At 68.4% G+C, this 26,912-nt stretch carries 25 protein-coding genes and 9 pseudogenes; 18 read left to right on the forward strand and 16 right to left on the reverse strand.

Translation table 11 applies throughout. From position 1 onward, the window contains the following. Positions 1 to 77: 77 nt before the first annotated feature. Positions 78 to 1,571, forward strand: coding sequence for a hypothetical protein (locus OG611_RS27650; RefSeq protein ID WP_266425192.1), 1,494 nt, complete (start codon positions 78 to 80; stop codon positions 1,569 to 1,571). Between the two features lie 178 nt (positions 1,572 to 1,749). On the opposite strand, the pseudogene OG611_RS27655 reads toward OG611_RS27650, so the two are convergent. From OG611_RS27655 to OG611_RS27665, 3 genes and pseudogenes are all read right to left on the reverse strand, one after another. After that, positions 1,750 to 2,492: pseudogene (locus OG611_RS27655) on the reverse strand (NAD(P)/FAD-dependent oxidoreductase); the annotation flags it as partial. Continuing rightward, positions 2,489 to 2,911: an arsenate reductase ArsC gene (locus OG611_RS27660; protein ID WP_368085713.1), complete on the reverse strand. Its 423-nt coding sequence runs from the start codon at positions 2,909 to 2,911 to the stop codon at positions 2,489 to 2,491. The gene OG611_RS27660 and the pseudogene OG611_RS27655, both read right to left, overlap by 4 nt. Positions 2,912 to 3,113: 202 nt before the next feature. Then, on the reverse strand, positions 3,114 to 3,485 hold the full coding sequence (locus OG611_RS27665) for a hypothetical protein (RefSeq protein ID WP_266425197.1): 372 nt from the start codon (positions 3,483 to 3,485) through the stop codon (positions 3,114 to 3,116). Positions 3,486 to 3,609: 124 nt separating this feature from the next. Here OG611_RS27665 and OG611_RS27670 point away from each other — a divergent pair, with 124 nt between their 5' ends. Next, complete coding sequence (locus OG611_RS27670) at positions 3,610 to 3,927, forward strand: hypothetical protein (RefSeq protein WP_266425199.1); 318 nt, start codon at positions 3,610 to 3,612, stop codon at positions 3,925 to 3,927. A gap of 415 nt (positions 3,928 to 4,342) precedes the next feature. Further along, positions 4,343 to 4,741, forward strand: coding sequence for a hypothetical protein (locus tag OG611_RS27675; protein WP_266425202.1), 399 nt, complete (start codon positions 4,343 to 4,345; stop codon positions 4,739 to 4,741). Between the two features lie 170 nt (positions 4,742 to 4,911). Here OG611_RS27675 and OG611_RS27680 read toward each other — a convergent pair whose 3' ends face one another. Then, positions 4,912 to 5,106, reverse strand: coding sequence for a hypothetical protein (locus tag OG611_RS27680; protein ID WP_266426277.1), 195 nt, complete (start codon positions 5,104 to 5,106; stop codon positions 4,912 to 4,914). A gap of 361 nt (positions 5,107 to 5,467) precedes the next feature. Between OG611_RS27680 and OG611_RS27685 the strand changes: the two genes are divergently transcribed. The 6 genes and pseudogenes from OG611_RS27685 to OG611_RS27710 form a co-directional block, all read left to right on the forward strand. Beyond that, the gene (locus tag OG611_RS27685) at positions 5,468 to 5,701 is read left to right on the forward strand and encodes a hypothetical protein (protein ID WP_266425204.1); all 234 of its coding nucleotides are present in this window, start codon (positions 5,468 to 5,470) and stop codon (positions 5,699 to 5,701) included. Next, positions 5,701 to 5,856, forward strand: coding sequence for a hypothetical protein (locus tag OG611_RS27690; RefSeq protein WP_266425206.1), 156 nt, complete (start codon positions 5,701 to 5,703; stop codon positions 5,854 to 5,856). The genes OG611_RS27685 and OG611_RS27690 overlap by 1 nt, the downstream gene beginning before the upstream one ends. 263 nt (positions 5,857 to 6,119) lie before the next feature. Continuing rightward, a pseudogene (locus OG611_RS40750) lies at positions 6,120 to 6,347 on the forward strand (TetR/AcrR family transcriptional regulator); the annotation flags it as partial. A gap of 168 nt (positions 6,348 to 6,515) precedes the next feature. Then, complete coding sequence (locus OG611_RS27700) at positions 6,516 to 7,073, forward strand: EF-hand domain-containing protein (protein WP_266425209.1); 558 nt, start codon at positions 6,516 to 6,518, stop codon at positions 7,071 to 7,073. Between the two features lie 130 nt (positions 7,074 to 7,203). Then, positions 7,204 to 7,902 carry a TenA family transcriptional regulator gene (locus OG611_RS27705; protein ID WP_266425211.1) on the forward strand — a complete coding sequence of 233 codons (699 nt, stop codon included), beginning with the start codon at positions 7,204 to 7,206 and terminating at the stop codon, positions 7,900 to 7,902. Between the two features lie 94 nt (positions 7,903 to 7,996). Further along, positions 7,997 to 8,197, forward strand: a pseudogene (locus tag OG611_RS27710) (IS5/IS1182 family transposase); the annotation flags it as partial. A gap of 55 nt (positions 8,198 to 8,252) precedes the next feature. Here the strand turns inward: OG611_RS27710 and OG611_RS27715 are convergent. Further along, positions 8,253 to 8,936, reverse strand: coding sequence for a hypothetical protein (locus OG611_RS27715; RefSeq protein ID WP_266425213.1), 684 nt, complete (start codon positions 8,934 to 8,936; stop codon positions 8,253 to 8,255). Between the two features lie 45 nt (positions 8,937 to 8,981). On the opposite strand from OG611_RS27715, the pseudogene OG611_RS27720 reads away from it, so the two are divergent. Next, positions 8,982 to 9,125: pseudogene (locus OG611_RS27720) on the forward strand (IS5/IS1182 family transposase); the annotation flags it as partial. Between the two features lie 380 nt (positions 9,126 to 9,505). Here the strand turns inward: OG611_RS27720 and OG611_RS27725 are convergent. Beyond that, positions 9,506 to 10,756, reverse strand: a complete 1,251-nt coding sequence (locus OG611_RS27725) for a transcriptional regulator (RefSeq protein WP_266425214.1) — start codon at positions 10,754 to 10,756, stop codon at positions 9,506 to 9,508. 232 nt (positions 10,757 to 10,988) lie between these two features. Between OG611_RS27725 and OG611_RS27730 the strand changes: the two genes are divergently transcribed. Both OG611_RS27730 and OG611_RS27735 read left to right on the forward strand, forming a co-directional pair. Continuing rightward, positions 10,989 to 11,627 carry a hypothetical protein gene (locus tag OG611_RS27730; protein WP_266425215.1) on the forward strand — a complete coding sequence of 213 codons (639 nt, stop codon included), beginning with the start codon at positions 10,989 to 10,991 and terminating at the stop codon, positions 11,625 to 11,627. After that, on the forward strand, positions 11,627 to 12,223 hold the full coding sequence (locus OG611_RS27735) for a hypothetical protein (RefSeq protein WP_266425217.1): 597 nt from the start codon (positions 11,627 to 11,629) through the stop codon (positions 12,221 to 12,223). The genes OG611_RS27730 and OG611_RS27735 overlap by 1 nt, the downstream gene beginning before the upstream one ends. A 47-nt stretch (positions 12,224 to 12,270) precedes the next feature. On the opposite strand, the gene OG611_RS27740 is transcribed toward OG611_RS27735, so the two are convergent. The 7 genes and pseudogenes from OG611_RS27740 to OG611_RS27770 form a co-directional block, all read right to left on the reverse strand. Next, positions 12,271 to 13,029 carry an IS6 family transposase gene (locus OG611_RS27740; protein ID WP_266426279.1) on the reverse strand — a complete coding sequence of 253 codons (759 nt, stop codon included), beginning with the start codon at positions 13,027 to 13,029 and terminating at the stop codon, positions 12,271 to 12,273. A 45-nt stretch (positions 13,030 to 13,074) separates the two neighbouring features. Continuing rightward, positions 13,075 to 13,311: pseudogene (locus OG611_RS27745) on the reverse strand (transposase); the annotation flags it as partial. Positions 13,312 to 13,790: 479 nt separating this feature from the next. After that, positions 13,791 to 14,315 (reverse strand): GPI anchored serine-threonine rich family protein, encoded by a 525-nt coding sequence (locus tag OG611_RS27750; RefSeq protein WP_266425219.1) that lies wholly within the window; start codon positions 14,313 to 14,315, stop codon positions 13,791 to 13,793. 417 nt (positions 14,316 to 14,732) lie between these two features. Beyond that, positions 14,733 to 15,659, reverse strand: a complete 927-nt coding sequence (locus OG611_RS27755; RefSeq protein ID WP_266425222.1) for a transposase — start codon at positions 15,657 to 15,659, stop codon at positions 14,733 to 14,735. A gap of 96 nt (positions 15,660 to 15,755) precedes the next feature. After that, positions 15,756 to 16,271: a GNAT family N-acetyltransferase gene (locus tag OG611_RS27760; RefSeq protein ID WP_266425225.1), complete on the reverse strand. Its 516-nt coding sequence runs from the start codon at positions 16,269 to 16,271 to the stop codon at positions 15,756 to 15,758. Between the two features lie 195 nt (positions 16,272 to 16,466). Beyond that, positions 16,467 to 17,186 (reverse strand): IS6 family transposase, encoded by a 720-nt coding sequence (locus tag OG611_RS27765; RefSeq protein WP_266425227.1) that lies wholly within the window; start codon positions 17,184 to 17,186, stop codon positions 16,467 to 16,469. 55 nt (positions 17,187 to 17,241) lie between these two features. Continuing rightward, a pseudogene (locus OG611_RS27770) lies at positions 17,242 to 17,964 on the reverse strand (transposase); the annotation flags it as partial. Between the two features lie 545 nt (positions 17,965 to 18,509). Here OG611_RS27770 and OG611_RS27775 point away from each other — a divergent pair. The 3 genes and pseudogenes from OG611_RS27775 to OG611_RS27785 all read left to right on the forward strand — a co-directional run. Continuing rightward, a complete protein-coding gene (locus OG611_RS27775; RefSeq protein ID WP_266425229.1) occupies positions 18,510 to 18,953 on the forward strand; it encodes a hypothetical protein in 444 nt (147 codons plus the stop codon). A gap of 152 nt (positions 18,954 to 19,105) precedes the next feature. Next, positions 19,106 to 19,315: pseudogene (locus OG611_RS27780) on the forward strand (hypothetical protein); the annotation flags it as partial. Between the two features lie 74 nt (positions 19,316 to 19,389). Next, positions 19,390 to 19,755, forward strand: a pseudogene (locus tag OG611_RS27785) (MFS transporter); the annotation flags it as partial. Here the strand turns inward: OG611_RS27785 and OG611_RS27790 are convergent. Beyond that, a complete protein-coding gene (locus tag OG611_RS27790; protein WP_266425232.1) occupies positions 19,754 to 20,365 on the reverse strand; it encodes a DNA ligase in 612 nt (203 codons plus the stop codon). The pseudogene OG611_RS27785 and the gene OG611_RS27790 overlap by 2 nt on opposite strands. 47 nt (positions 20,366 to 20,412) lie before the next feature. On the opposite strand from OG611_RS27790, the pseudogene OG611_RS27795 reads away from it, so the two are divergent. After that, positions 20,413 to 21,158 (forward strand): annotated as a pseudogene (locus OG611_RS27795) (IS6 family transposase). A 583-nt stretch (positions 21,159 to 21,741) separates the two neighbouring features. On the opposite strand, the gene OG611_RS27800 reads toward OG611_RS27795, so the two are convergent. After that, entirely contained in the window at positions 21,742 to 23,193 is a 1,452-nt protein-coding gene (locus OG611_RS27800; protein WP_266425234.1) for a HAMP domain-containing sensor histidine kinase, read from the reverse strand. Beyond that, positions 23,190 to 23,870 carry a response regulator transcription factor gene (locus OG611_RS27805; RefSeq protein WP_124723520.1) on the reverse strand — a complete coding sequence of 227 codons (681 nt, stop codon included), beginning with the start codon at positions 23,868 to 23,870 and terminating at the stop codon, positions 23,190 to 23,192. The genes OG611_RS27800 and OG611_RS27805 overlap by 4 nt, the downstream gene beginning before the upstream one ends. Before the next feature lie 213 nt (positions 23,871 to 24,083). Here OG611_RS27805 and OG611_RS27810 point away from each other — a divergent pair, with 213 nt between their 5' ends. Next, a complete protein-coding gene (locus OG611_RS27810) occupies positions 24,084 to 24,485 on the forward strand; it encodes a hypothetical protein (protein WP_266425237.1) in 402 nt (133 codons plus the stop codon). Further along, complete coding sequence (locus OG611_RS27815) at positions 24,482 to 26,488, forward strand: beta-N-acetylglucosaminidase domain-containing protein (RefSeq protein ID WP_266425239.1); 2,007 nt, start codon at positions 24,482 to 24,484, stop codon at positions 26,486 to 26,488. The genes OG611_RS27810 and OG611_RS27815 overlap by 4 nt, the downstream gene beginning before the upstream one ends. The last annotated feature ends 424 nt before the right edge of the window (positions 26,489 to 26,912 follow it).

The raw sequence follows: 26,912 nt of genomic DNA on the forward strand, positions 1-26,912 counted from the left end.
CCGTCTCCGCGCGTCGAACCATTACCTTGAACTCCGACGGAAACACAAGTGACTATAAGCGCAGAGGAGTTGGGTCAATGGCGACAGATCCGGCGGATACGGCGTCCGTCAGTGGGGTCGGGTTCGGGGACTATTACCGGGCGCACGCGGGGCCGCTCGTCGCCCTGTCGCTGCTGCGGGGCGCGGACCTGGTGGAGGCGGCGCGACTCGCCCAGGACTCGATGACGGTGGCCCGGCGGTGGATGGACCTGCTGGGCGCGAACGCGGCCGGGGCCGCGAAGGACACCAGGACCCCCGTGGTCACCGCGCAGGCGCTGCGGGCCTGGACGTGCCGGATGACCGTCGGCGGCGGCTGCGGGGCGCTCCGCCCTGCGCACGGGACGGTGCCAGCCCTCCTGGGGAAGGGCAGCACCGACGCCCTGGTGCAGGCCCGGACGGTGGTGGCGCTCGCCCCGCTGAGAGAGTTGAACGAGCGTCAACTCAACGTCACCGCGTTTCGGTTGGCCGGCTGTGCTCCGGGAGCGATCGGGTACGAGCTGGGCCTGTCGATGCCGAAGGTGCACCGCACCCTGCGCCACGTCGGCAAGCTGCTCGGAGCGGAGACGGGGGCACGGCAGGCCAGAGGTGCCGAGGCGCCGGGGGAGGCCGATGGGGCTGGCGCGGCCGAGGGGGCCGCGGAGGCAGACGTCAGGTTCGCGGAGCTGCTGGGCGAGCTGGCCACCGCGCTGGATTCCGTACTCGACCTGCGGGCCGGGCTGGACGAGGTGAGTGGCTCCATTGGTGCGGACGGGGGCACCGCTCGCCGCGCCCCCGGACCGCCGCTGTGGAACCTCGGCTCCTCGCTCCCCGTGCCGCCCTTCGGCGCACCCGTGCTGCACTCGTTCGCCGAGCCCGCGCCGTCCGGAGTACGGGCGTACGCGGCCGGCCTCGCCCGGTGCGACGCACAGGGCCGCGAGGCCGCGCTCGGCGGGTTTCCCGCGGCCGAACTGGCGGCTGTACGGCTCGGAGCGGTGCTCGCCCTTCAGGTGGAGCGATTCCGGCAGGAGGCCGAGAGGTCCGGGACACGGGCCACCAGGGACGAGTTCCGGAGGGAGGACGCCCGGGCGTTCGCGGTCGCACTGGCCCAGGACGCCGCGCTCGCCGCGCCGATGTTCGACGCGGTGAAGGACCTCGACGTCCCCCGACGCGTCGGCTTCCTGGCGTCGGGTCTCGCCGATGACGACCCCTGGACGAACGAGGTCTCCTACGACGGGATCGAAGCCTCCCTCGCCCTGGCCCAGTTCCGGCGCGCGGCGGTGCGGGCGGCGCTGCGCGCGTCGCACCGGCCCGGTGCGGCCATCTCCCCTCAGTCCGGCGGCCCGCTCGCCGAGGCCCTCAGGCAGTCCCTGAGCGACACCCACCGGATGATCCACCAGCTCGACGGACTGAACAGCGACCTCTCGCGTGCCGAGTCGACCCTGCCGGACGGCTACTACGTCGACATGACCCGGGACTTCGACCTCCACCAGAGCTTTCATGCGGACCTGGCCCTCGGTATCGACGCCGTCCGGGAGGCCCTGTCACAGCCCTAGCTCGGGGATCTCGCCGAGCTTGCGTGCTCGGTAGGCGGCCTGTCGGCAGGCGTGCGAGCACCACCGTCGGGCTGCTGAGGCCGAGTCCATGAGGGTTCGGCAGAAGCCGCATGCCAGGCCCGCTTCAGCAGGAAGCTGGCGATGCCCCGGCCGCGGGCTTCCTCGGCTACCGCCAGGCCTGGCCGGTGAAGAGTTCGGTGCGCGGGTCGTGGTCGATGGCGATGAACAGCCCCGTCACGTCGAGGTCGCGGGTGGCACCGGTGAAGACGTCGCGCAGGACGACGCCGGCAAAAAGCATGCCGTTCTCTTCCTTGATCTCCGCGATCTTGGTGTCGAAGGCGAAGGAGATTTTGTCGTCGGAGAAGGCCCGGTCCTGCATGACCTTTGAGGCCCGCAGGGCGGAGCGGCGGTGGACGTCGGTGACGGATTTGGCGTAGCGGGTGAGGAAGGTGGCTTCCTCCATGGCGGTGTCGCTGCCGCCGACCACGGCGATATCGCGGTGGCGGAAGAAGAATCCGTCGCAAGTGGCACACCAGGACACCCCGCGTCCGGAGAGTTCCCCCTCCACGGGGATGCCCAGCTTGCGGTAGCCGGGGCCGGTCGCGACGATCACCGTCTTCGCACGGTGGACGGTGCCGGCCGAGTCGGTGAGCAACTTGACGGGGCCGGTGATGTCGTCGTCGATCATCTCGGTGCCGAACTTCTCGGCCTGGGCCCGCATCCTGTCCATGAGGTCGGGGCCGTCGACGCCTTCGGGGAAGCCGGGGAAGTTCTCGACCTCGGTGGTGGTGGTCAGGGAGCCGCCGACGAAGATGCCGCTGCCGAACAGCACGGCCCCGGCTGGGCGCGGGCGGTGTAGAGGGCGGCGGTGTATCCGGCGGGGCCGGAGCCGATGACGACGACGTCGCGTATGCCGCTCACGCCGTGGCCTCCGGGGCGATCTCGGCGATCAGGCCCTCGACGAGGGTCTTGATCTCGTCGTGGATGGGGCGGACGGCTTCGACGCCCTGTCCGGCCGGGTCGTCGAGCTTCCAGTCCAGGTAGCGCTTGCCGGGGAAGACCGGGCAGGTGTCGCCGCAGCCCATGGTGATGCACACGTCGGACTCGCGGACGGCATCGATGGTGAGGATCTTCGGGGTCTCGGCGGAGATGTCGATGCCGGCCTCGGCCATGGCCTCGACGGCGGCGGGGTTGACGGTGCCGCCGGGGCTGGAGCCTGCGGAGCGGACCTCGATGCGGTCCCCGGCCAGGTGGGTCAGCCAGGCGGCGGCCATCTGGGAGCGGCCGGCGTTGTGGACGCAGACGAACAGGACGGACGGCTTGCCGGAGGACTCGGCCATGTTGATCGTTCTCTCTCGTCGCATGACACTGCACTGCGCCTGGCCAACGACAGCCACAACGACGCCTGGGGATGGGCCCTGCGCGCGGATTTCACGGCGGTGTCGAAAATAGACTTCCGGTTCTGACCCGCCCGAATTCCGAGCCTGCAATAAAACGTATCTGAGCCGAAGCACAGTAGTTTTCACAAATACAGGCTTGTTGTCACTCGGGGGCGTCGGCCGACTCTGGAGAGGCGATGGGCCGGCGTCCGCCGCAGCAGGCCATCACTTCTGTCGCCGTGGAGTTCAGGAAGATCGTGAACCAGGATGACCTGTCCACCGTGTCGATGGATCCGGTACGAAGCGGCTCTTCCCCGGCTCGCAGAAGGATGTCGACGCTGTCGGCAAGGCCATCGATCGTGTGGCCACGTCTCAAAGAGTGGTGCATTCGGCGCCGGAAGACGCCCGCGTGCCTGTTGGCCGGGACCAGGCCGTCCCAGACAACGAAGTCAGCCCCGGCGATCAAGGCTGCGCGTGCGGGTCCGCATGCCGGGGTCTGTTCGCGGAGCATGGCGATGAGGTCGTCGCGAGTCACACTGCCATCCGGTGATGGCCGGCGATCGGCTGCGTGTGACAACTACAGCGCCTTTCTGGTGACAGACCGGCTGCTCCGGCCCGGCTCCTGAGCAGCCTATGCGGCGCGGTCGGTGACACCTATCGTGCTTCGGCTCAGTATCGGCGGGCCGCCGTACAGCGCTCTGGCGGCGGCCGAAGATGACGCGGAGGCCGAGCTGCGCGAAGCCGCCCGGATCGCGGCCCGCGCCGACGAGCTCCAGGCGCTGCGCGATCTGGGCACGCTGGAGCAGACTGAACCGCGCGACGGCGACGAAGCCGTCCGTGACGAGCTCACCCGGCGAGCCGGCGGCTACGCCCAGGCCGACGTCGACGCCTGGCTCGCGCACGCCCTGGCCGCGCACCTCGGGCACTACCGCGACCCCGCGACCCCGCGACCCGCGAGGAAGCAGCCGGCCTTCTGACGCAGCCAGTCCGCGCGCACGCCGCGCTGCTCACCGAACTCGCCCGCCTGGTCCCCGGCGCCGACATCGACCAGCTGGCGTTCGCGGCCCGGCTCGCCACCACCGAGCCCAAAGCCGTCGGCGCGCTCGCCGCGTTCCTCACCCGTGTCGAAGGAACCCAGGCGTGAGCGACGGCCAGGAGCCGGGAGTCGTGGGCCGGGAAGAGCACAGCGACCGCCCGTCACCCCCGTCCGGCGCTGGCGTTGTGCCAGGCATGGACTGGACGCAGCTGCTCAAGGGAACTCGCCGTCGCGGTGGAGGTGCGCAACCGCAGGGTGGCGAGCCTGCGTACCGCCGGTTCCACCGTGGCCGAGCTCGCGGCGCAGGCCCCGCGGCCGGCGCCCCGGGTTCGCCCCTGCGCCGGATCCTGGCCGGGATGGAACCGCTGCTCGAACAGGAGCGGCCGCACGTGTGCGGGCAGAGTCCCGTCGTTCCACCCGGCCGCCCGGCCCTGCCACAGCAGGCCGCGGACGTGGCGCCCGTGATCCGCCAGCCCCCGTCGGCGAACGATGCCTTCGGCCACCCCGTGCCGGTCCGGTACTCGCTGGAGGAGGCCTGGAAGAAGGGGATCCTGCCGTGGAAGGCACCGACGGCGCGCACCTATCTGCGCAGGCGCTCTCCGGAGCGCGGCATCCCGGTGCCCGAGGGCGAGCTGGATGGGCAGACCGTCCGTTACACCGAGGACGAACTGACGATCTGGCGTACGGCCTGGCAGAAGCAGGCCGGCCCCACCACCGGCCGACCGCCTGCGGGCCCAGAACCAGTGTCACGCTGACGGACGGTGACTGTCACGCCCCTTCGCGATGTCAGATCTTATGTGTCACGCTGCCACGAATCCGCCCCTGTTTATCCGTTTCTCGGGGCCGTTGGGCTGACCTCTGACAAGTGATCTCGACCGATTGCCGGGCGACTTTGACCGCCCGGTTCAGGCCGCTTCGTCCGTTCCTACTCGCCGTCGCTGGTGGTCCGGTTCAGACTCCGGCGCCGGTTCTTCTCGGAGCGACGCACCAGCTCACTCGCCGCGAGCGTCACGGTCGCCACGCCGCGGACCCAGCGGGGCCCGCCACGCTCCGCCCACACCACACACGCACACCCGCCGGCGGCGAGCGCCAAGACGCCGAGCAGCACCAGGCCGACCATGTTCCCCACCTCTGCGTTCATTCGTACGGTCCCGCTGATCATCTCAGGCCGGGAAGGGGCCCAACGGGATGTCCGACCAAAACGACACCTGACTCACAGAGGACCATCGGTCAAGATCAGGTGGCAGGGAACTGCTGGTCGTCAAAATCTCCCGACAAACGGCCAAGATCACTTGTCAGAGGACATGGGCTCTCCAGAGGCCATTTTCGGGAGTGGAGCGTGACACTCAAGATTGAACCTCCCGCGCACTTGTGAGTAGCACGGAGCGTAGTTACGGCCTGGGTTCTGCGGAGTGCTCCCGGGCCCGCCTGCCCGGCGATACCGTGGTGGCACACGCCAGTTCTGCCCTCTGGAGCCCTCGATGAGCGAACAGCCGGCCCCCGCCGACACAGCCGCCCGGCAGCTGGAGCCCGCGGCCGCCGACGCGGTGCGCGCGTACTCGGCCAAGACCCGCGCCGACGCCGACCGGTTCGCCGTCGTCCTCGAGGACATCGCCACCAACGGCCTGCCCGACCCCGAGCAGTGCACCCTGTGGGAGGAACTGCGCGAGGCCCACCTCACCCGCCTCGCCGCTCAGCGCCCGGCTGTCGCCTGATGCCCCACCAACACCGCCGCCGCGCCCGGATCGCGTTCTCCGAATCCGCCGGTCCTCGGCTGCGCGAGTACGCCGACGAAGTCGAGCACGTGCGCCTGCTGTACTGGGTGAGCGCCCTGGACACCACGGTGGTCGTCGCGTACATCGAGGTCTGACCAGCGAAGGAGCCGAGGTGCCCGCACGATGTACGCGAGCAGCCCGGCCTCCCGCAGCATCCCCAGGTGGTACTCCACCGACCGCTCCGACAGCCCGGTACGCCGCACCAGGTACTCGATCCCCGGACGGCACGGGAACAGCTGCGCCAGCTCCTGGGCGACCCGCACCGTCGTCGGCCCGAAACTGCGCGGCCCGTGCGACCGTGCCGCTGCGGCCGGTACAGCCCGGACCCAGCGACCCAGTGGACCGCCTGCATCCAGGGGCCTATCTGGACCAGCTGCCGCATTACGGCCTGGGATATCTGCCGCCCCCAGTGACCGCGCTCCTGCTGATCGCGTGGGGACACCTGCATGGCCTCGTCGCCCTTGAGGTGTTCCGGCATACCTCTTTCCTCGGTGACCACCACACTGAGATCTTCCGCACAGTGATGCGGAACCTGCTTGAGGACATCCATCGCCGGATCGCGGTCGCGCCGGCGCCACGCCCTTGAACCTGAAACTGTCAGGTCGAATTACTCACTCGAATGAGTGGTGAAGCTTTGGTGCCGGCGCCCGGGAAGGGAAACGCTGCCACCCTGAGCTCACGAGTCATTGCTCGTGGACCGGGTCGCGGTGGGTATTCGATTCGCCCACCGCACAAGAAAATTCGAGGTCTTCGCATGCCGGAAAAATCCATTATCCACAGCAAGGCCCAGCATTACTACAACGTGTTCCATCGCGAGCGCGACGGGTGGGTCAGCGAAACCGACGTGTACGCCTGGGTGGGCCGCACGACGCGGGAATTCAAGCTCACGCCAGGAACCGCCCCCGCCAGCGCGCTGCAGAGATCCCTTCTGGAGTACTGGAAGAGATTGTTTGTCCCTATGGACACAGACGGGGACGGCGTCGTATCACGCGACGAATTCCTGGCCGGGTTTGTCAGCCTGGGGGACAAGCCGGATGATTACGCGCGGATTGTCACGCCGTCCGCCAAGGTCTTCGTGGCCACCGCCGACGTCGACGGAGACGGCGAACTCGACAAGTCCGAGTTCAAGCGCCTGTTTCAGTCCTCTTTCGCGCTGAGCGACGAAGACATCGACGTGTCGTTCGCCGACATCGACACCGACAGCTCCGGCTCCATCTCAACTGACGAGCTGAGAGCGGCCATTCGCGTGTTCCACAGCAGTACTGATCCGAACGACCGAGGTCACCGCCTCCTGGGAGCCCTGCGTTCCTGAGCCGACAGCACCGGACAGCGTCCTCTCGTCCGCCGTCGGGTGCTCATTCCACTCGGCACCGGCGATCAGAGGGGCTCCGCCGGTCCCGCATCGAGCCGCGCTCAGGAACAACACGCCAGGAGAATCGACTGTGACCACCCATCTGCAGACAACCAAGGCCCCGCTGGTGACAGCGCACGCCAAGCACATCGTGGCCGAGACCGGTGTCCTGAACAATCCGTACTTCCGAACGCTGGTAGACGGAAGCATGTCGTTGGAGAACTTCCGCGCAAGCCAGGAGCAACTAGGTTTCGCCGTCACCTACTTCGCCCGTCCGATGGCTGCGCTGGTGTCCCGGATCGAGCACCCCGCGGATCGCATCGGCATCCTGGGCAATGTCGTGGAAGAACACGGCGGATTCCGCCCTCAGGAATTCCATCACGAGACCTTCCGCGGATTTCTGGCCAGCATCGGCAGCGACACCGTACGGCTGAACGGCCTGAAGATGATGCCGGCCGTCCACGCGTACAACAGCGTTCTCAGTGCGGTGTGTACGTGGGAGGATCCGCAGGTAGGAATTGGCTGCATGGGCGCGATCGAGTACGCATTCGCCTCGGTATCGGCCATCACGGGCAACGCGGTTGTGAACCGCGGTTGGGTCGCTCAAGCCGACCTGATGCACTACGGCCTCCACTCCGAAATCGACGAACAACACGCAGGGGACTTCTTCTTGCTGCTAGAACCCCACTACCGAAACCCAGCCGCACGACGCCGAATCGACCAGGGCCTCGGCCTGGGCGCGTACGCGCTGAACCGCCTCTACAGCGATCTGTCCGAACTGGGTCGTTGACTCTGCTGCCCAATTCACTGCGGGGGTGAGGGCGGGTCCGCGATGATCGTTCGCGAGGTCGCTTTTCCGTCGTGCGGCCGTGGAGGCGGTACGGATGTCGATGCGGCCGGTGGGACTGCCGGAGATCCCGGAGCAGACCGTGGCGGTGGCGCGGGCGGCGTTCCCCAGGGGGAGCCTGGCGATACGGGTGCGGGACCACCTCGCGGAGGTCTTCGTCGATGAGCCGTTCGCCGAGGCGTTCGGGGTGCGCGGGGCGCCGGGCCTGCCGCCCGGGGTGTTGTCGCTGGTGACGGTCTGGTGGCGGCCGGGGGCAAGCAGCGCACCGACTCCACCCATGTGATCAGCGCGCCTCAAGGAGACTCCGGCGAGCGGCCGTTGTCGAAGATGACCCCGCGCTCGCCCACGCTCACCGGGACATTGACCCACCGGGCCTTGCCGTCGATGGACGAGGCGTACTGGCAGCGGTGACCGGTGTCTTGGCCGTATGCGACGAGTTCGAGGTCTGGCATCTTTCCGCAGCGTAGGTGCTTGCTGACCCGGTTGTACTCCCTCCAGAACTCGCCGTAGACAGACTTCGCCGTCAACACGGCCTGGCCCGCGTTGGTGATTTCGTACGGTTTCAAGTCACCGGCCGGCTCCTCGAAACGGATGGACCAGGGGACCTTCACGCTGTTGTAGGTGACGGTGCACCGTGTGGTCACGCCCGGCTTTTTGCTCACCTTGTCGCCCTCGCACGCGGCGCTGGTCCTCCCCGGTATCCCGGCCATGGTCACGGTGTGTTTACGCATCGTCCACAGCACCCGCTCGGTGAACGCGGCGTCGTCGGTGGGTTCCGGCGGCAGAGCGCCGAGCAGCGTCTTCACCGTCAGGAGTCCAGGCTCGGCCGAGGTGATCGCGATGGGGAGTTCCTTGCCGCTCTTCGGCGGCGCGGTGTCCGCAGGGCGGGAGGCGTCGTCATGCGATCCCGACCCGCCGCAGCCCGCGGTGACGAGAGCGGTCATGGCTATGCCCAGGAAAGTTCTACCAATGCGCATGCAGCCTAACTCTAGCCAGACGCGCGGCCGGTCGAGACGGTCGCTGTGAACAACTTCGGCAAGGTCCGGCGCTGCACCGAACGCTGGAGAACGGCCATCGAGTTCTTCCTCGCCCTGGCCAGCACCATCATCACGGTCCGCTGCCTGATCCGACGCGCCTGGGCGTGGCGGCGGGCGGGCCTACTGTGAGCAAGGAGTGGAGGGCGCCACGGGACCGCGCAGTCACCGCCTTACGGCCGGGGTGCCGGAGTGTGCTGATCGCCATCCGGACCCGTCGACTCGGCCCAGCACTGCGGAGTTGGCCCGACGGGCGCGGAGCCGCCAGCGTGCTGAGCAGACCGGCTACTGACCACCATGGTCCTGCGGGCAGAGCTCCGCCGCCGTGCTTGGATCGGACACTGTGCGCGCCTCCTGCAGCGCCAGCAGACTGGTCAGCACCGCGGAGCCGGCCGCCACCGGCGCTGATCACTGCGGTTGGGACGTCGAGTGATGGCAGGGTCTCACCTGTGCTGGGGACACGGCATCACGCGCCATTCCAGACAACCCGGTCAGCTCTCGCAGAGCCCCCGTCAGGCGAGAACCTGACCGAGGAGGTCGCGGGGGCGGCCGCCGAGGGCCTGGTGGAGTGCTTCGGCCCTGGACCGGATCAGGCCATCACGGTAGGGACCTGGGAGGCGGTCGAAGATCCCGCACGCCATCTCGGCCGCCGCTGAAGGGTCGCCGTCGAGATGCAGGCAGGTGGCGGTGTCCATCGCGATCAGGGCCCGGCTCATCACCGAGGGGGAATCGGTGAGGTCGAGGGCGTTGTCCTGGGCCGAGTAGGCGGCCTCGGTATCCTCGAGGAGGGTGTATGCCTGGGATAGGTGAACGAAGTGCTTCTGGGCCGGGTACCCGAACCAGGTGTCGGCTACATCCTGCCCGTCAAGGCGCTCGACCAGTTTCTGCACGTCCGTGACCGCTGCCTTGGCGCCCCGGTGGTCACCGATGGCGGCGAGCGAGCGGGCAGTTACGGCCGCTGCCAGCGCTCCGGCCGCGGTGGGCGTCCGGCCGGCTGCCCTGCGGGCGCGGGCGGCGATCCGCACGGCCACCTCCGGGGCGCCGTAGTTCAGCGGCACCATCGCGTGCCGTGCCAGCACCCAGGCGGTCATCCTGCGGTCACCGGATTCCCGGGCCGCCTTCTCCGCCGTCGCGAACCAGCCGAAGGCGTCCTGCTTGTCGCCCCGGTCGTGCTGAACAATGGCGACCAGACCGGCGATCCCCGCGGCGGTGCGGGCGAGATCAGCGCGTGCGCCGGCCGGGTGGGACTGGTTGAGTACCTGCCCGAGAAGGTCGAGATCCGCCTGCATCTCGGCCAGGACGTCGTCGGGAGCCCGGCCGTGGTAGCCGCCCCGGTGCCGCTCAAATGCCGACTCCAGGTAGGCCAGGTCACCGGCCCCGGCCCCCGTGAGGGCCCCGTCGATGCCCTCGCGGGCCTGTGCGATGCCAGGCAGTGCCGTCGCGCCTGCCGCAATGGCCGCCATCCCGAAGAACCTGCGTCGTTCCACGTCCTCTTTCTCCCCACGCTGGCTGCGTCGGTGCTGCCGCGATGCGGCAACTGCCCGCTGGACGTCCGCGACGCTCAGCCCGTATGGGCGGGCGATCGTCTCGTGCCAGTCCGGGACCGGTATCCGCTTCTCCAGTTCCCACCGCTTGATGTTCTCCCAGTCGAACCACCTGCCGCCCTGGGCCTGTTGAACGATCTGGGCCTGTTCGTCGCGAGTGCGTCCGGCGTCTTCGCGGATCGATCGAAGTAAGACGCCGATGCCGTCCGGGGCCACCATGACACTTTCCCTCCGTTGCCGTCGGGTGAGGACCTCATCCTGGCCCCCCAAAGCGGCCCCCGCCAGGAAAATGCACCCCTTCCTGGCCCCTCATTCCTTGTGTTCCCCGGCAGTTCAATGGGCGAACGCCGCTGAACCTCTCGGCTCGCCCCCGGCACGGCAGCGGTGGGCGGGCCGAGGTTCCACCGGCCGCGCGGCGTCACCCGGACAGAGAGACCACCTGGAGGGGATCATGGACACCGAAGCACCCGTGGAACGGCTGTCGGCTCGCGCCACGTGGGAGAAGACGGGAACGGCTCTTGTTCCCGGGGCCCTTGACCCGGACCGCTTCATGGCCCTGGTCGAGGAGGCGCACGACAGGGTCGACCTGGTCACGCCCCACGTCCACGAGCACACGGCCGCACACCGCGACGGTTCGTTCGCCTCCCCGGTCCACTGCGGCTTCATCCCGCCCGGCCCGGTGCTGGAGGCCCTGGCCTACGACAAGGCCCTGCTGATGGCCTTGCGTGAGGCCACCGGCATCCCCCGGCTGATCCCGCGCGGGGGCGCCGTCGTCCTCTACAAGGAAGGCGACTTCCAGGGCCTGCACACGGACTCGGTGAAGTCCACCGTGACCGTCGCCGTCGCGCTGACCGAGGACCTGCCCCCGATGGGCTGGGCCCCGGACCTGATGGGCGCCTTCCCCGACCACCTCGGAGAGGCCGTCACCGAGCACGGCATCTTCCCCGAGGGGGAGGGCTTCACCGCCCTGACCCACCCGTACGGTGATGGCAGCGTCCGGGCGTTCGCCGGGTACCACGTGCCGCACTGGCGCCGGCCGCTCACGCTGCCGATGGGCCTGCTGGTGACCATGTCGTTCATGGACCTGTGATGGCCATGACCCCGCGCCAGTTCTGGCTGGCTGAAGGCCGGACGGTCGTTCCCGAGGATGTGATCGAACCCGGGCTCTGGGAGGAGATCGCCGAGGAGGCCGCCCGGTGCGAGCCGCACGCGGTCGTCCGTCACAACCAGCGGTCGGGCCTGCTGGTGATGCGGGACGGATCGATCACCTCCCCCCAGCGGTGCAAGGTCCACACAGGGGGAGTCGCGCTCAGCCGGTTGGCCATGTCCAAGGGCCTGGCGGAGGTGGCGGGGGATGCGACCGGCCGTACCAGGATGACCCCGATCCGCTTCGGTCTGAAGTTTTATGAGCCCGGCGACTACATGCACGTCCACCGGGACGACGGGAAGTGCTCGATCACCTTCTCGTGCGGCCTGACCCCTGGCCTCGTCTCGATGGGCTGGCTGCCCCGCCTGCGGTGGCTGGCCACCCGGCAGGTGGCCGACCTCCTCGGTAACACCCCGTACCCCGACGGCGGTGAGACCTTCCCGGTCCGCCACCGCGTCCTCACCGGATTCGACGGAAGTCGAATCCCCCACTGGCGTACCCCGCTCGACGGTGCTGTCACGTTGTTGGGTTGCAGGTGACTGACGGTGCGTCGTGGCCTGGTGGGGCTTGCGGTCCGGGCCTGTGGTCAGGCGGTGGTGGGCCGGCCGGCAGCGCCGGTGATCTGGTCCCAGATCGCGAAGCGGACGGTCATCTCGGCTCGGTGGTCGGAGGCTGTCATCAGGTGGCGGTGAGGGCGGAAGTGGGGTGAGATGCCGCTGAACGCGGACAGGAACCGCTGGGCCCCGCCGGCGGAACGGAATCCCTTCATCGCGCGTTCACGCTGCCGCGTGGGCTGGTGGGAGTTCTCCGCCCGGTTGTTCAGGCCCTTGTGGGAACGGTGTTCCACCGAGGGCATGACCTCGCGGTGCGCCGCGCCGTAGGAACGGAGCTTGTCGGTGACGACCACCCGCGGCACCGTACGGGTCTTCTTCATCAGGCAGCGGAAGAAACGCCTGGCCGCGGCCTTGTCCCGGCGGCTCTGCAGGAGGATGTCGAGCACGTTGCCGTCCTGGTCGACGGCCCGCCACAGGTACTTCTGCTCTCCGTTGATCTTCACGAAGACCTCGTCCAGGTGCCACTTGTCCCCGGGCCGTGGCCGACGGCGACGCAGTCCGCCCGCGTAGGCCTGACCGAACTTGGCGGACCAGCGGCGGATGGTCTCGTAGGAGACGATGACGCCGCGCTCGAGCATCAGCTCCTCGACCTCGCGGAAGGACAGCGGGAAGCGGAAGTACAGCCATACCGCGTGCGCGATCACCTCCACCGGGTACCGGTGGCCCTTGTACGACGGCGACGCGGACGACACGAACGAATCCCTCCCCGGCACGACCAACCAGAAGATCATCCCACCCGGCCAGTCAACGTGACAGTGCCCCCGGCCGGAGAGGTAGAGCACCGCCTGGTCATGGTTGAGGAGGATCGCGATGGCCAAGGCGGCCCCGCCGTCGGCCAGGTCGATTTCCCAGGTCACCTTGTCGCCCAGGGCCAGGACGTCGGCGAGGAGTTCGAGCAGTTCGGGCTCGTCGTTGGCGACGCGTCGCGACAGCAGCCGGTGGCCGCGCTCGTCGATCGCGACGCAGTGGTGGTGGATCTTGCCTGCGTCGATGCCGGCCCAGATCGCGGCCATGGTGCCTCCGCGCGGTGCGGTGTACTGATGCCTCCCGACGGACGACCTCGCTGTCGATTCCCTACTGAGCGATCATTCGCAATTCCTAATTGGCGGCCGAGTCGTCGTGGGGCGTCGGGCGGCCAATCGATGCCAGCCACGGACGGCAGAACCTTGAAAGCCACACCCGACGCCCCTGGGTGGGCCAACCATACGAAGGGCTCGCCCTGTCCCACAGGAGAACGTAGGGAACCTTGACCGTTTGCCACTGCGGATTGATCGATGGCCCGCGATGCAGGATGCGCCCGCGTTGGCGGAGGAACTGGAGCGGTTCGAGACCGATGTGCCGTCAGGGTTCGTCCGCGCATGGGGAACTGCACCCCGACCAGGAACGGGCGTTGAACGCCGCTGTCGCCCGGCATCAGGAGCACGGCCACGGGCCAGCGCGACGTTCGGCCGCCGAGGCGCCGGGCTGTCGCCTGGACGGCCGGGCCGCACCGCTAGGAATCGGTCGGCCCTTCCGTGATCGTGAAGGGGGCGGAGAAGTTACCGGAGTCGCCGAAGAGGACGATCCTGTAGTCGTTCCCGGGAGGAACGTCCGGCACGACCACTTCCTGTCTCCCCTTCAGGATGTCGAAGCCCTCGTCAAGCATGGGGCCGGTCCTGTCGCCTTTCCTCAAGTAGATCGCGCCCTTGGGGTTGGTGATGTGCTGTGGCGGGTCGGCAGTGTCCCAGGTGACCTCAACCGTCTGGCCGGCCGTCCAGACCGACTCCGCGGTGGGAGAGGTCACGGGCGGTACGAACACGTCCAGCAGAGAGGTTCGAGAGGCGGTGTGAGCCGCGGCCGGATTCGTCGCCTGCACCTGCGTCGAAGCGAGCAGGCTCGGCAAAGCCACGAGGGACCATGCCGCCATGCCCACGGCTGCCCTCTTCCAGATCTTTATGATTGCAAGTCTGTCGGCACCATCCAGGACGGTGCGGACAGAGCGGTGATCTTTCCCCTGAAAGAGGGTGCCGGACCGCACCGGGGACGGGACCGATCCCGCCGGACGCTGATTCCGATCGAAGGCCGGATCTGGCTCTGTTCACCAGAACCCGTTCTGGTGAACAGAGCCAGGGCCAGCGTTCTCAATCAACATGGCACCACACCAGGTCAGCGGCTTGTCATCTGACAGATGCACTTCGACAGGACAACTCGGTACGCGGCCCGCGTCACGTTGGCGATCCGCGGTCTGGCGAGTACTGACAGAACGTGCGCCGTCGGAGAGGTTGTTGACGACCGCGATGTCAGAGGTTGCGCATACGGCGTTGTCACGTTGGTGCGGTGTTGATCGGTTGAGGGCGCGTCAGGGTGTGTAGGGGTTGGGTGGGGGCCTGGCTTACGACCTTGGGGGCAATTGAGGTCGGGGCAGGTTGGCCTGGGGGTTCGGCTGATCGATGAGTCAGCAGGTGGTGGTGCGGACGGGCACGAGGGCGGTGCTGGTCCTGCGGCGGGTGGGGCGCCTGGCGGAGCGGTCGGAGACGAGGGAGGCGATCGCGGCGTGGGTTTCTCCGTAGCTCTCGCGGCGTCCGGTGTATCGCTGGAGCGGACGCCACTTCTTCAGCTCGGCGTTGGTGTGCTCGATGCAGATCCTCGCCGAGGACTGCCGTCGCTTGGCCTCCCGCCAGGCCCGGTGTTCGCCGTCACAGGCATCCTTGCCGGGCTTCTTCGGCGGCGCGCTGATCTGGTCGGGGAACTCGCCTGCCAGCCCGCGGTAGCCCTCGTCGACCTTGGCCTTGACCTGCGGGCGGAACCGGAACTGTTCGGCGATGCCCTCGGTGCGCACGGCCGTCTGGTCGTGCATCCGGCCGGGCCTGACCACGCCGGAGAACAGGATGCGGCCCTGGCCGTCGCTGAAGCTGGTGGTCTTGATCGTGTTCTGCTTCTTCTTGCCCGAGACGAACGCCTTCCGGCCCGGCCGGTGAGCCTGGGGCCGACGCACCTGGGTCTCGGTGCCGTCAATGCGCAGCTCGATGTTCTCGGCCGCCGCGTAGGCGAACAGGTCCTCCAGGGTGTGGATCCGGATACCGGGCCGGTCGGGGACGGCGAAGCCGCGGGCCGCGAGCAGGGGCCGTATCTCCCGCACCGCCGCCGAGACAGTGGAGCGGTCCACCCCGTACAGCCCCGCCAACGCGGCGTGCGGCAGCTGGTGACGCAGGCAGATCAGGGTGACCAGCAGTCGGTCGGTGAACACCAGCTTCACCTTGCGTCCCGCCCCGGCCAGGCGCTTCCGAAGACCCCCACGCCGCTCGGCTCGGTCCGACTCCCGCGACGCCTCCCAGCGTGGCGCCAACTCGACAACCAGCTCGGCGAAGTGTTGGCGTGTCACACCAGTGAAGGCAGGATGGGACAGGGCGGCACGATCCAGGGCAACAGTCACATCTCCCGATCGTGCCACCCACCGCTGACATTGCGTCAGCCTCGCTCAGAAGCTGTGCGATACGAGCTTCAGCCGCAGCCGGACGTAGTCATGGTCCAGCGGTCCTGGACGGCGCGCTCCATCCGGCCGCCACCCGTTTCGGGCGTAGAAACGCTGCGCACGGGTGTTGGACTCCCAGCACTCCAGCACGCCCTCGGCACAGCCGGCGGCCGCGGCCAGCGCAACGAACTCCCGGTGCAGGGCCCCACCCACCCCACGCCCCCAGGCATGCGCCAGTACCCCGATCTGGTACAGCTCGTAGTACGTCGAGGCGTCCAGGTCATCGTGGTGCGGTGGCCCGGCAGTGAGCAGCCCGACCGCCGTCCCGTCCAAGTCTTCCGCGACCACCGTGGCGCGCGCCGGCGCACCCAGCACCCGCGCCCAGGCGTCGCGCCGTTCTCCCCATGCACTCGGGTCGGCGAGCTCCTCCTCGGGCATGCCGCCCGCGGTGTAGTACGCGGCCCGGGTCCGGGTGTGCACATCGGCAAGGACATCGGCGTCCTCGGCGGTCGCCTCACGCAACCGGAAACCTTGATCCATGCCCCTCTGGACGCCTGCACCCACCCAACTGGTTCCCCCACAGGCCTCCATCGGCGGCCAGGCATGACTCACGATGGAAGACCCACCGCGATCCTCACAACGACAGACCCGGCTGCCATCGCGCCAGCAAGATCAATCAGGGGATATGACTCAGCTCCTCAATTGCCCCCAAGGTCGTTACGCTGCGATGGGCTGGTCGGTGGCGGCGGTGATCTCGTCCCAGATGGCGAAGGGGGTGGTCATCTCGGTGCGGTATTCGGTGGCGGTCATCAGGTGGCGGCGTGGTCGGAAGTGCGGTGAGATGCCGCTGAACGCGGACAGGAACCGCTGGGCCCCGCCGGTACTGCGGAAGCCCTTCATCGCGCGTTCGCGCTGCCTCGTCGGCTGATGACTGTTCTCGGCCCGGTTGTTCAGGCCCTTGTGGGCGCGGTGTTCTACGGAGGGCATGACCTCGCGGTGGGCCGCGCCGTAGGAGCGCAGCTTGTCGGTGACGATCACCCTCGGCACCGAGCAGGTCTTTTTGAGCAGGTTGCGGAAGAACCGCCTGGCCGCAGCGGTGTTCCGCCGGTTCTGGACCAAAATGTCGAGCACGTTGCCATCGGCGTCGACGGCCCGCCACAGGTACTTCAGCTCACCGTTGATCCTGAGGAAGACCTCGTCCAGGTGCCACTTGTCGCCCGGTTGCACACGCCGGCGGCGTAGGCCGTTGGCGTAGGCCTGCCCGAACTTCGTACACCAGCGGCGGGCCGTCTCGTGGGAGACGAGCACGCCGCGCTCGAGCATCAGCTCCTCGACCTCGCGGAACGACAGCGGGAAACGGAAGTACAGCCACACGCAGTGCGCGATGATCTCCACCGGGTACCGGTGCCCCTTGTACGACGGCGGCGCGCTGTCCACGGACGACCCCTCCCAGCACGACCAACCAGAAGATCATCCCAGGCCGGTCAGTCAACGTGACAGTGCCGTTGCGGAGTCGGCCCAGTACCTGCGCGCCGGTCGCGGTCACCGCCCTGAGGAAGGCGTTGCCGTCGAACCCCTTATCCCACAGCACCAGCATGTCCGGCCTCAGCAGGTGCAGCAGACGGCCGGCATAACTGGTCTCGCCCTCGTCGGTGGGGCCGAACACGGCGCCGATCAGGGACCTGGTCCCGGTTTCGACCAGCGTCATCAACTCCAGGGTGGGATAGCCGTGATGCGCCGTCCGTCCCAGCCAGGCCCGGTTACGCGGCGAGTCCGGTACCCGCAGCGAGCTGCAGCCGTCGAACGACACTGTCCGGTAGCCACCGAACCGCACCCCCGGCGTCATCGGGCGGGCCAGCGGCCCGGCGAGTACCTCGAACAGCGCCCGCATCGGTGCGGTTCCCAGCCGGCGCCGCAGGTCCCGCAACCCCTTCGCGCTCGGCGAGGCCACCGGCATACCCGCCAAGCCGCCGACCAGCTTGTCCCACACCAGCCGGTAGCCGACCTCGGGGAACAGACACGTCGCGAGCAGGAAGTACACCCCGACCCGGGACGGCAGATCGCGCAGCCGCCGTTGCACCGTCCGTGTCTCCGCCAGCACCGCATCGACCAGCTCGAACGGCACGACGGCCGTCAGTTCGCCGAGGTGACCGGGGGCGAACCTCCCCGCGGCCACGGTCACCGTACGAGTGATAGCCGTCAGCGGCGACGGCAGGACAGAATGCAACAGCAACGGAGCTCCTCGGGAACAAGCTGTGTTGGTCGACTGCCTGTACCAACGAGCTCCGTTGCGCTTTGCCCTCGACCCCTCAACGCACTTGCGTGAACTGCGGAAACGCTAACTACCCGGCCTTGGGGTCAGGGCCCCACTCAAGCATGAAGATCGCGATCTACAGCTGGAGTATTAGCCATCTGGGACCAGATCACCGGCGCTGCCCGCCAGCCCACCACGGCCTGAACAAAGGCCCAAAACCCGACACCACCATGCCCCGACACACCGTCAGACACCCACACACCCAACAACGTGACAACGCCTTCGCGAGCGAGCAGGGCATTCGTAAGAACAGCGGGCTCATCAGATTGGTGCCGAGAACAACTTGGGGTTGTACAGTACGATCCTGGACAGTTTGATCTTCACCTTGGCGAGTTTCAACTGGCAGTCATGGAGGCTAGGAGCGATTTGATGCCATCATCAGCGCCGATTATTCATCTTGTTACCGCTGATCCCGTGTTAAACGCGATCATCCAAGGGAGGCCGCAATGACGCGGCTTGCTGGGTTGCTCGATAAGGCGCGCGCGGATCTTGAAGAGTCGCCGAAGAATGCGCTCGGTGAAGAACGGGACTCGCGCTGGCGCGGGCGGCGCATTGTCCGGGTCGGTTCGGCTTGGCATCTAGGTGTTCTCCTGCTGACTGAGGACGCTGTCTTTGCCACTGCGGACGTGCTCAAGGTCGTCCAACCTGACAGGCGCGGCCAAATATCGGAGGTCGCACAGCAGCGGGCTGAGCTCATTCGCCGCTGTCTTCTCGGAGGATTCCGCGTGGGAGAGATCGTCCATGTCGGCTGGGAGGCTATCGACCTTGATGAGGGTGGTGGTCCACTGAAGATGCGCGATGGCGTTCCGTTCGTGCAATTGAGCAGCACAGGAAGGTCCCTTCTTGCGGAATCATATCTCGCCGAGCAAGTTGCGATCCTGCGGCAGTAGTGGGTGCTCAGCCATCCTGAAGTCAACGCTCCGTCCATTTGTGCTCAGCGGGCGCACCTAACTTGATCTTTAACGTCGGAGGTCGAACGACTCGTCGTACTTGATCACTCGGACTGGTAACTGCCGTGCGTGCAGGCGGCCTTCGGCTGAGCATGTGCTCCGACCAAGGAACACACAACACTCAGCACGAGGGCCGTGCGGATGCGTTGTTCGAGCTGGCGGACGCCGTGTTGTGTGCGGACGGTCCGATCTGGTCGCTGGTGGGCGAGCATCGTCGCGGGCACGGTGGGCTCTACGACGCACTGGCCGCGGGCCAGGTCGATGTCGGCAGGCTGCGGCGGGCCCTGGCCGCGGTGTCTTTACAACCAGCGCCCTGCATGGCTTTGCTGCCTCGCTGGGGCTGATCGAGGGGGTGAGCGACGCGCTCACCGGCGTGATGAAGCTGGTCGGCGGTCCGCTTGCCAATGACCCGCGCAGGCGGAGCCGTATGGCCACCGGCGGCTACGTGGGTACGGCTGTGACGACTGGGGCCATCGGTCTGGCCACGGCAGTGTGGCAGGTGGGTGTCCTGCGGGCCCTGGCGTGGGCGTCGCGGGGGCTGCGGGGTCCGGCGAAGGACTCCCTGCTCGCGTCGCTGGTCACGCCCCGTGCGTACGGGCGGGCGTACGGTCTGGAGCGTGCCGGGGACAACCTTGGGGCCGTGGCCGGGCCACTGGCCGCCGCGGGCCTGGTGGCGTGGGTGGGTATCCGGCCGGCGTTCTGGTTCGCCTTCATCCCGGGCGTTCTGGCCGCTCTCTCCATCACGATCGCGGCCCGCGAGGCCCGGCGCCGCAACGCCGACGGTGTTCGGGAGCCGATCCGGCTGCGGTTCGCCGGGTTGCGGGACGCGGGGCTGCTCCGCCCGATGCTCCCGGTTCTGCTGTTCGAGTTCGGCAATCTCGCCGCCCCGACGGATAGCCCGCGCCGCCCCGCTTCGCAACGATCCCCTCGACGCCTTGCTCGCGCAGTGCGTCGTACCAGAGCACGGCGGTGTCCCGGTCGTCGGTGGCCGGGACGGCCTGGACCGGCGGCTCGACGTCGGCGAGGAGCTCCAGGAGGAGGGCGCGGCGCTCGGTGTAGGGGTGGCTGCGGCAGTCGCCGATCTGCGGGTCCGGGTGCTGCAGGACGTCCCAGCAGATGTAGGAGGCCGGATGCCGGGCGGCCAGGGCGCGGGCCCGGGTCACGGACGACGCGGCCCGTGACTGCGCGGCTGCGAAGTCGAGCCGGCCGTCCCGCCAGATCACCGCCTCGCCGTCCAGGACCGTGCCGGGGCGCAGTGTCATGCCGGCGACGGCCAGATCCATCCAGTGCTGGGTGACGACTCTGCCGGACCGTGCGTACAGCACGACGGTCTCGTCGGTACGGCGCAGCACGGTGCTGTCACGTTGACTGAGCGGGTGGGATGATCTTCGGGTTGATCATGGTGGAGGGGGAGTCGTCCGTGGGGAGCGCGTCGCCGTCGTACAGGGGTCACCGGTACCCGGTCGAGGTGATCTCCCACTGCGTGTGGCTGTACTTCCGGTTCCCGCTCAGCTTCCGTGAGGTCGAGGAGCTGATGCTCGAGCGCGGCGTGATCGTCTCCTATCCTACGAGACCATCCGCCGCTGGTGCCTGAAGTTCGGGCAGCAAGACGCCAATTCGCTGCGCCGCCGCTGGCCCCGGCCTGGTGACAAGTGGCACCTGGACGAGGTCTTCGTCAAGATCAACGGCGAGCAGAAGTACCTCTGGCGGGCTGTCGACCAGGACGGCATGGTGCTGGACATCCTCGTACAGAACCGGCGGGACAAGACCGCGGCCAGGCGATTCTTCCGTCGTCTGGTGAAGACGACCCGTACGGTGCCGCGGGTGGTCGTCACGGACAGGCTCCGCTCCTACGGCGCCGCTCACCGCGAGGTCATGCCCTCGGTCGAGCACCGCTCGCACAAGGGGCTGAACAACCGGGCGGAGAACAGCCACCAGCCCACCCGGCAGCGTGAACGTGCGATGAAAGGCTTCCGCTCCGCCGGCGGGGCGCAGCGGTTCCTGTCCGCGTTCAGCGGTATCTCACCGCACTTCCGGCCCCGCCGCCAACTGATGACCGCCCCCGACTACCGCACCGAGATGCAGCACCGCTTCACCACCTGGGAGCAGGTCACCGGCACCGCCGGTCTGTCCAGCACGGCCTGAGCACAGGCCCCACCATGCCCCGACACACCATCAGACACCCACACACCCAACAACGTGACAGCGCCCTCAGAAGAACTCACGGGATGTCGCACAGCGTAGTCGGAGCAGTGGGTGGCCGGGGTGGTGTGGCCTGTGCCGGTCAGTTCCACCAGTGCTGTGGCGGACGCCGTGCACGTGAGCTGTCCGAGTGCGAGAGGGGTGAGTGTGGTCAGGTCGTAGGGGAGGGTGACGCGCAGCCGCCCGGGGGCGTTTGGGGTGGCGGTCACCTTGGCCAAGGCAGTTTCCAAGGTGCCGGTCAGGGGTGGTAGTGCGCTGGTCAGGCCCTGCTTGCGGTCTTCGGGTGAGGGGCCGGTGAGGAGGGCGCGGACGGCTTCGGTGGGTGATGTGATGCCGGCGGCGGAGCGCTCGACGGGGTGCAGTGCCCTGTCCTTGAGGAAATAGACGGCGGTGCCTGCCACGATTCCGGTGGCCGGCTCGCCGGCTCCCATGGGCTTGGACGCGTCGATCGCCGGACCGGTGCCGCAGCTTGTGAGGCCGAGTAGGAGCACAGGGAGAAAAGGGCGAAGGAGGCGGCTGCTTTGTGTCACGTACCGTCTCCTGCCGTGGGGGTGCGTGGGAATTCTGCGGTGAAGACTGCTCCGCCGTGCGGGCCGTTGGCTGCGGTCAGGGTGCCGCCGTGCAGGCGGGTGTTCTCCCAGGCGATGGCGAGGCCGAGGCCGCTGCCCTCGGAACGTGACCGGGCCTGGTCAGCTTTGTAGAAGCGGTCGAAGAGATGCGCGGCGGTCTCGGGAGACAGCCCGCCGCCGTGGTCGGTGACGTTGATCCGTACGCAACCCTCGTCGCCCTCGGATGCGGTCACCCGGACGGTCACGGGCGGCGCTCCGTGGCGCAGGGCGTTGCCGATGAGGTTGGCTATGACGACGTCGAGGCGGCGGGGGTCCAGGCGCGCGGTGACGGGGGGTTCGGGGAGGTCGGTGGAGACTTTGTCCTGCCAGCCGCGGGCGCGTAGGCAGGCACGTACGGCCTCGGCCACGTCGATGTCGTAGGCGATCAGGGTATTGGCGCCGGCGTCGAAGCGGGAGATTTCCATCAGGTCGTCGACGAGCCGTGCGAGGCGGTCGGCTTCGGTGGTGACCAGGCGGGCCGCCCGGCTTATATCCGGCTGGAGGGTGTCGGCGCTGTCGTCGAGGACGTCGCTGACGGCGACCATCGTGGCGACGGGCGTACGCAGTTCGTGGGAGACGTCGGCGGCGAAGCGGCGGGCGGAGGCTTCCATTCTGCGGAGTTCACCGACCGTGGTCTCCAGTGCGGCGGTTGATTCGTTGAACGCCTTGGTAAGGTCGGCCAGTTCGTCGTTTCCGGTGGCCTTGATACGGCTGGTGAGATCGCCGTCGGCCATGCGTCGGGCGCCGTGCTGGAGCCGGCGCACGGGGCGCAGTACGCCGCGGGCTGCGAGCAGTGCGGGCGGCACGGCGAGGACGAGCGCGGGGATCGCGCCGTACTGGGAGGCGACCCACACGGCGGCCTTCGCGTCGCTGAGGGAGCGCAGCGGGGTGGCTCCGTAGACCTCGATGCCGGACGGTTGTCTGCTGTCGGCGAAGGTGATCGGGGTGCCGGCTGTGAGCCAGGGGGTGCCGTCCTGGGTGACGCGCTGGAAGGTCAGTTCCCGGTTGGCGGTGACATCACGGCGGAGGGTTTCGGGGATTGCAGGGCCGCCCTGGGCCGAGGTCACGGATTGGGTGCCGTAGGTGACGGTGATGATCCGGAAGCCGCTGCCGGAGGCCAGTTTTCCGGCGAAGGAGGTGAGCTGGGCGCGGGTGGGCGGGTAGGGCAGGTCGTCGGCGAACGTGGTGGTCGTGTCCCGCAGGCTGTTGAGGAGGGTGTCCTGTCCGGTCCGGAGGATCGAGATGTGCGCCTGGTAGTAGGTGAATCCCGCCGTCGCCACCACGCTGATGGCCGCGACCAGCAGGTATCCGGCGATCAGGCGGCCCCGCAGCCCGAACGACAGGCGCTTGACCAGAGAGGGGCGCTTCACAGCGGTCCGAAGCGGTAGCCGAAGCCGCGCGCCGTCTGTATGTAGCGGGCGGATGCCGGATCATCCTCGATCTTCGTACGAAGCCGGGCGATACCGGAGTCCACCAGGCGTACGTCGGCCGACGGGTCGTGGCCCCATACCGTTTCGAGCAGTTCCTGCCGGGCGAACACATGACCGGGGTCCGCCGACAGGTGCAGCAGCAGGCGTAGTTCCAGCGGGGTGAGGGCGACGCGGCGTCCGTTCTTGGTAATGCTGAGACCGGAGCGGTCCACGGTGAGCTCCTCGTAGATCTCGGTGGCTGTGGTCGCGGGTGAGGGGTCCTGCCCGCGCAGGACTGCGCGGATACGGGCATCGAGGACCCGGCCGCGTACGGGCTTGACGACGTAGTCGTCCGCGCCCGCGTCGAGGCCGCGCACGATGTCGGAGTCGTCACCACGGGCCGTGAGCATGATGACGGGCACTGGCCAGGAGGCGCGGATGCGGCGGCAGACTTCGAAACCGTCGGTGTCCGGCAGCATCAGGTCGAGGACGACCAGGTCGGTGCGCGTTGTCCGCAGCGCCGTGAGACCCGCGTGGCCGGACTCAGCGGCGTGGACCCGGTGGCCCTGGTGCTCCAGGGCCAGCTGAAGGCCGTCGCGCAGGGACTGGTCGTCCTCGATGAGCAGAATCTGGGGCATAAGGAAATTATGGCTACCTCTGCCAGCAGATCCGGGCAGCAGGCCCCCTCCGGAAGCTTTGTTACGGTCCGTCCACATTCTGCCCACAGGCGGCGGACAAAACGCGGAAACGCTGGCTGGGTGAGCGATCACCGCCGTCGCCGAGCTGCCGCCCGCCGGAACCCCTCCGGCCAGGAGCGCACCCCCGTACCCTCCGCACCCACAGGAACCTCCATGAACCATACCCCTCCCCCCGCCCCGGACGGCCCCGCACCGGCTGTACTTCGCACCTCCGCGCGCGGCTGCACACCCGCGCAGACAACAGCCGTAGTGCTACTGGTCTTCGGGGGGTTCCTGCTGCCCGTCGTCGGCTGGCTGATCGGCCTGGCCGTGTGGTTGCCGGCCCGCGGATGGAGCGGTCGCGCCAAAGTGGCGGGGGCACTGGTGTGGCCGCTGGCCGCTCTGGTGGTGATCCTCACCAGTGCCGTGGCGTACTGGCTGGTCCTGCCACTGGGCGACCCCGTCTCCTCCGTCGCCACCTCTCTGTTCCTCCTGGTGCCCGGCAGCTGGCTCGTCCTGCTGCTGCTGGCCACCTGGGCCCTGCTCGGTGCCCGCCGCACGGAGCAGGGCCGATGATCCGCCGCAGGACCGTCACCGCATGGCTGGGCAGCGGGCTACTCCTCGCAGGCTGCGCCCCCCTGGACAAGATGGGAATCCACGGCCACGCAGCAGGCCCCCGCAGCACCCCCGATGCGCCCTCGATCACCCGGACATTCGTCACCGGTAATGACCTGCCCCGGGTGTCGCCGACCCCACAGCAGATACGCCGTACCGGGCCCGACCTCTCCGTGCCGCTCCGTGTGGACCTGCTCACCGCACAGGGCACCGACGCCCGCTCCGTCACTTTGGTGAAAGCGGCATTGCGCCGCGCGGGTGCCGCCGACGTCCGTGTCTCTCCCCTCAGCGGTGCCTCGCCTCCCGCAGGACCGCTGACCGTCGTCATCGGAACCGTCTCGGCTCCGCACATGGCCGACAAGCTGGGACGCAGCAAGGCCTTCACCTCCGGGACACTGCCGCCTGAGGGCTACCAGATCACCACCGGTAACCTCGACAGCCATACCGGAGTGCTGCTCGCGGGCGCCGACGGCGACGGTGTCTTCTACGCAGCCCAGACCTTCACCCAGCTGGCCACCGACGGCCGGATAGCGGGCGCCACGGTCGTCGACCACCCCGCCATGCCACTGCGCGGGGTCGTCGAGGGCTTCTACGGCAAGCCCTGGACCCACGAGGAACGCCTGGACCAGATCGCCTTCTACGGCTCCGTCAAACTGAACACCTACCTGTACGCGCCCAAGGACGACCCGTACGAACGTGACCGCTGGCGCGAGCGCTACCCGAGGAAACTGGAACGCGAGCTGGCCGAGCTGGCCCGGCACGCCGCCGACCACCACGTGCGCTTCACCTATGTCCTGTCCCCGGGCAAGTCCATCACCTACAACGATGCGGGCGACCGCCAGGCCCTGACCGGCAAGCTCCAGTCCCTGTACAACCTGGGGATCCGGGACTTCGCCCTGGCCTTCGACGACATCCACCCGCTGCCCGTATGGAACGGTGCCGCGGACTTCGCCCGGTACGGGCCCGTCTCGGAGCAGTCCGCCGCCGCCGCTCAGGCCGACCTCACCAACCGCATGCAGCGCGAGTTTGTCGACCAGCACCGCGGCATGCGCCCGCTGCAGTTCGTGCCCACGCAGTACAGCGACCTCGCCGACACCCCGTACAAGAAGACCCTGCGCCGCGCCCTGGACGACCGCGTGCAGGTGTGGTGGACGGGCGCCGACGTGGTGCCCACCTCCATCACCACCGCACAGACCCGTCGAGCGGCCGACGTGTGGGGCCACGACGTGCTGCTCTGGGACAACTACCCCACCAACGACTACGACCACGCCGCCGGACGCCTGCTGCTCGCCCCCTACGCCAAGCGCACCCCCAGGCTCGGCGAGCACCTCAGCGGCATCGCGCTCAATCCGATGAACCAGGCATCGGCCAGCAAGATCGCCGAATTCACCGGTGCCGACTACGCCTGGAACCCGCGCGCCTACCGGCCCACTGACTCCTGGCACAGCGCCGCGGCACACATGACCGCCCACGACCTGCAAGGCACCCACGCCCTGCTGACCTTCCTCGACACCCAGCACATGGCGCCCAGCTGGACCGGCACACCATGGCAGCCCGCAGCCCCCGCCCTCAAGGCCCGACTGGATGCCATCGAACGATCCTGGCACACGGGCAGGAAACACCAAGCGGTCACGGCACTGCGCGCACAGACACGCTCACTCGCCGAAGCCCCCACCGAGATCCGTAGAGCCGTCACCGACCCGGGTTTCGCCGCCGAGACCAAGCCCTGGCTGGACGCACTCACCCTGTGGGCCAAGGCCCTTGAGCACACCTGTGACGGGCTCGAACACCGCGCCAAGGGAGAGAAGGGCAAGGCCACCCGCTCGTTCACCGCAGCGGCCGAGTTTGCGCGCGCGGCGGCCGCGGTCCGCACCATCCCCGGCGCCACCCGCCCGCACGGCAACGTCAAGGTCGCCGACGGCGTACTCGACACCTTCATCCACCGAGCCGCGAAAACCCTGTAGGACACCGAGCAAAGGCAGGGGTGCGGCATGCTGACCCGACCGAGAACCCCCAACGCCGCAGAAAGCGAAGGCCAGACCGAACGGACGATGACGTTCGCAGCGGGCTACCTCGTGGCCCCGCACCTGCTGTCCGTCCTCACCCGCGGCTTGACCGACCACCACCCCACCACCTCCAGGCTTCAGCCGAGCCGGTAGTCAATCCACCGCCTGCCAGCCTCCGCCGCCCGGCCCCGGTAAGCGCCCAGAGCGCCGCCGGGGCCATGTGCGTGATGCCATGCCCAGTAGCCGGTGATCGCCACCGCGAACAGGTTCACCGCCTCCGGATCCGCCGCGCGCCACGCCGTCACCCGGGCCCCGAGCTCCACTTCCGCTCCGGCTGGGCTGTGACCGGCGAGGATCAACTACGGGACGAGGAAGGCCGCAT

The organism is Streptomyces sp. NBC_01363 (genome assembly GCF_026340595.1).
GTDB lineage: Bacteria > Actinomycetota > Actinomycetes > Streptomycetales > Streptomycetaceae > Streptomyces.

Excerpts from the sequence above, each read along its gene's own strand:
- OG611_RS27650 (WP_266425192.1), top strand. The coding sequence starts at position 78 with ATGGCGACAGATCCGGCGGATACGGCGTCCGTCAGTGGGGTCGGGTTC.
- OG611_RS27660 (WP_368085713.1), bottom strand. The coding sequence starts at position 2,911 with ATGGCCGAGTCCTCCGGCAAGCCGTCCGTCCTGTTCGTCTGCGTCCAC.
- OG611_RS27675 (WP_266425202.1), top strand. The coding sequence starts at position 4,343 with ATGGAACCGCTGCTCGAACAGGAGCGGCCGCACGTGTGCGGGCAGAGT.
- OG611_RS27680 (WP_266426277.1), bottom strand. The coding sequence starts at position 5,106 with ATGGTCGGCCTGGTGCTGCTCGGCGTCTTGGCGCTCGCCGCCGGCGGG.
- OG611_RS27685 (WP_266425204.1), top strand. The coding sequence starts at position 5,468 with ATGAGCGAACAGCCGGCCCCCGCCGACACAGCCGCCCGGCAGCTGGAG.
- OG611_RS27690 (WP_266425206.1), top strand. The coding sequence starts at position 5,701 with ATGCCCCACCAACACCGCCGCCGCGCCCGGATCGCGTTCTCCGAATCC.
- OG611_RS27700 (WP_266425209.1), top strand. The coding sequence starts at position 6,516 with ATGCCGGAAAAATCCATTATCCACAGCAAGGCCCAGCATTACTACAAC.
- OG611_RS27715 (WP_266425213.1), bottom strand. The coding sequence starts at position 8,936 with ATGCGCATTGGTAGAACTTTCCTGGGCATAGCCATGACCGCTCTCGTC.
- OG611_RS27725 (WP_266425214.1), bottom strand. The coding sequence starts at position 10,756 with ATGGTGGCCCCGGACGGCATCGGCGTCTTACTTCGATCGATCCGCGAA.
- OG611_RS27730 (WP_266425215.1), top strand. The coding sequence starts at position 10,989 with ATGGACACCGAAGCACCCGTGGAACGGCTGTCGGCTCGCGCCACGTGG.
- OG611_RS27735 (WP_266425217.1), top strand. The coding sequence starts at position 11,627 with ATGGCCATGACCCCGCGCCAGTTCTGGCTGGCTGAAGGCCGGACGGTC.
- OG611_RS27740 (WP_266426279.1), bottom strand. The coding sequence starts at position 13,029 with ATGATCTTCTGGTTGGTCGTGCCGGGGAGGGATTCGTTCGTGTCGTCC.
- OG611_RS27775 (WP_266425229.1), top strand. The coding sequence starts at position 18,510 with ATGACGCGGCTTGCTGGGTTGCTCGATAAGGCGCGCGCGGATCTTGAA.
- OG611_RS27805 (WP_124723520.1), bottom strand. The coding sequence starts at position 23,870 with ATGCCCCAGATTCTGCTCATCGAGGACGACCAGTCCCTGCGCGACGGC.
- OG611_RS27810 (WP_266425237.1), top strand. The coding sequence starts at position 24,084 with ATGAACCATACCCCTCCCCCCGCCCCGGACGGCCCCGCACCGGCTGTA.
- OG611_RS27815 (WP_266425239.1), top strand. The coding sequence starts at position 24,482 with ATGATCCGCCGCAGGACCGTCACCGCATGGCTGGGCAGCGGGCTACTC.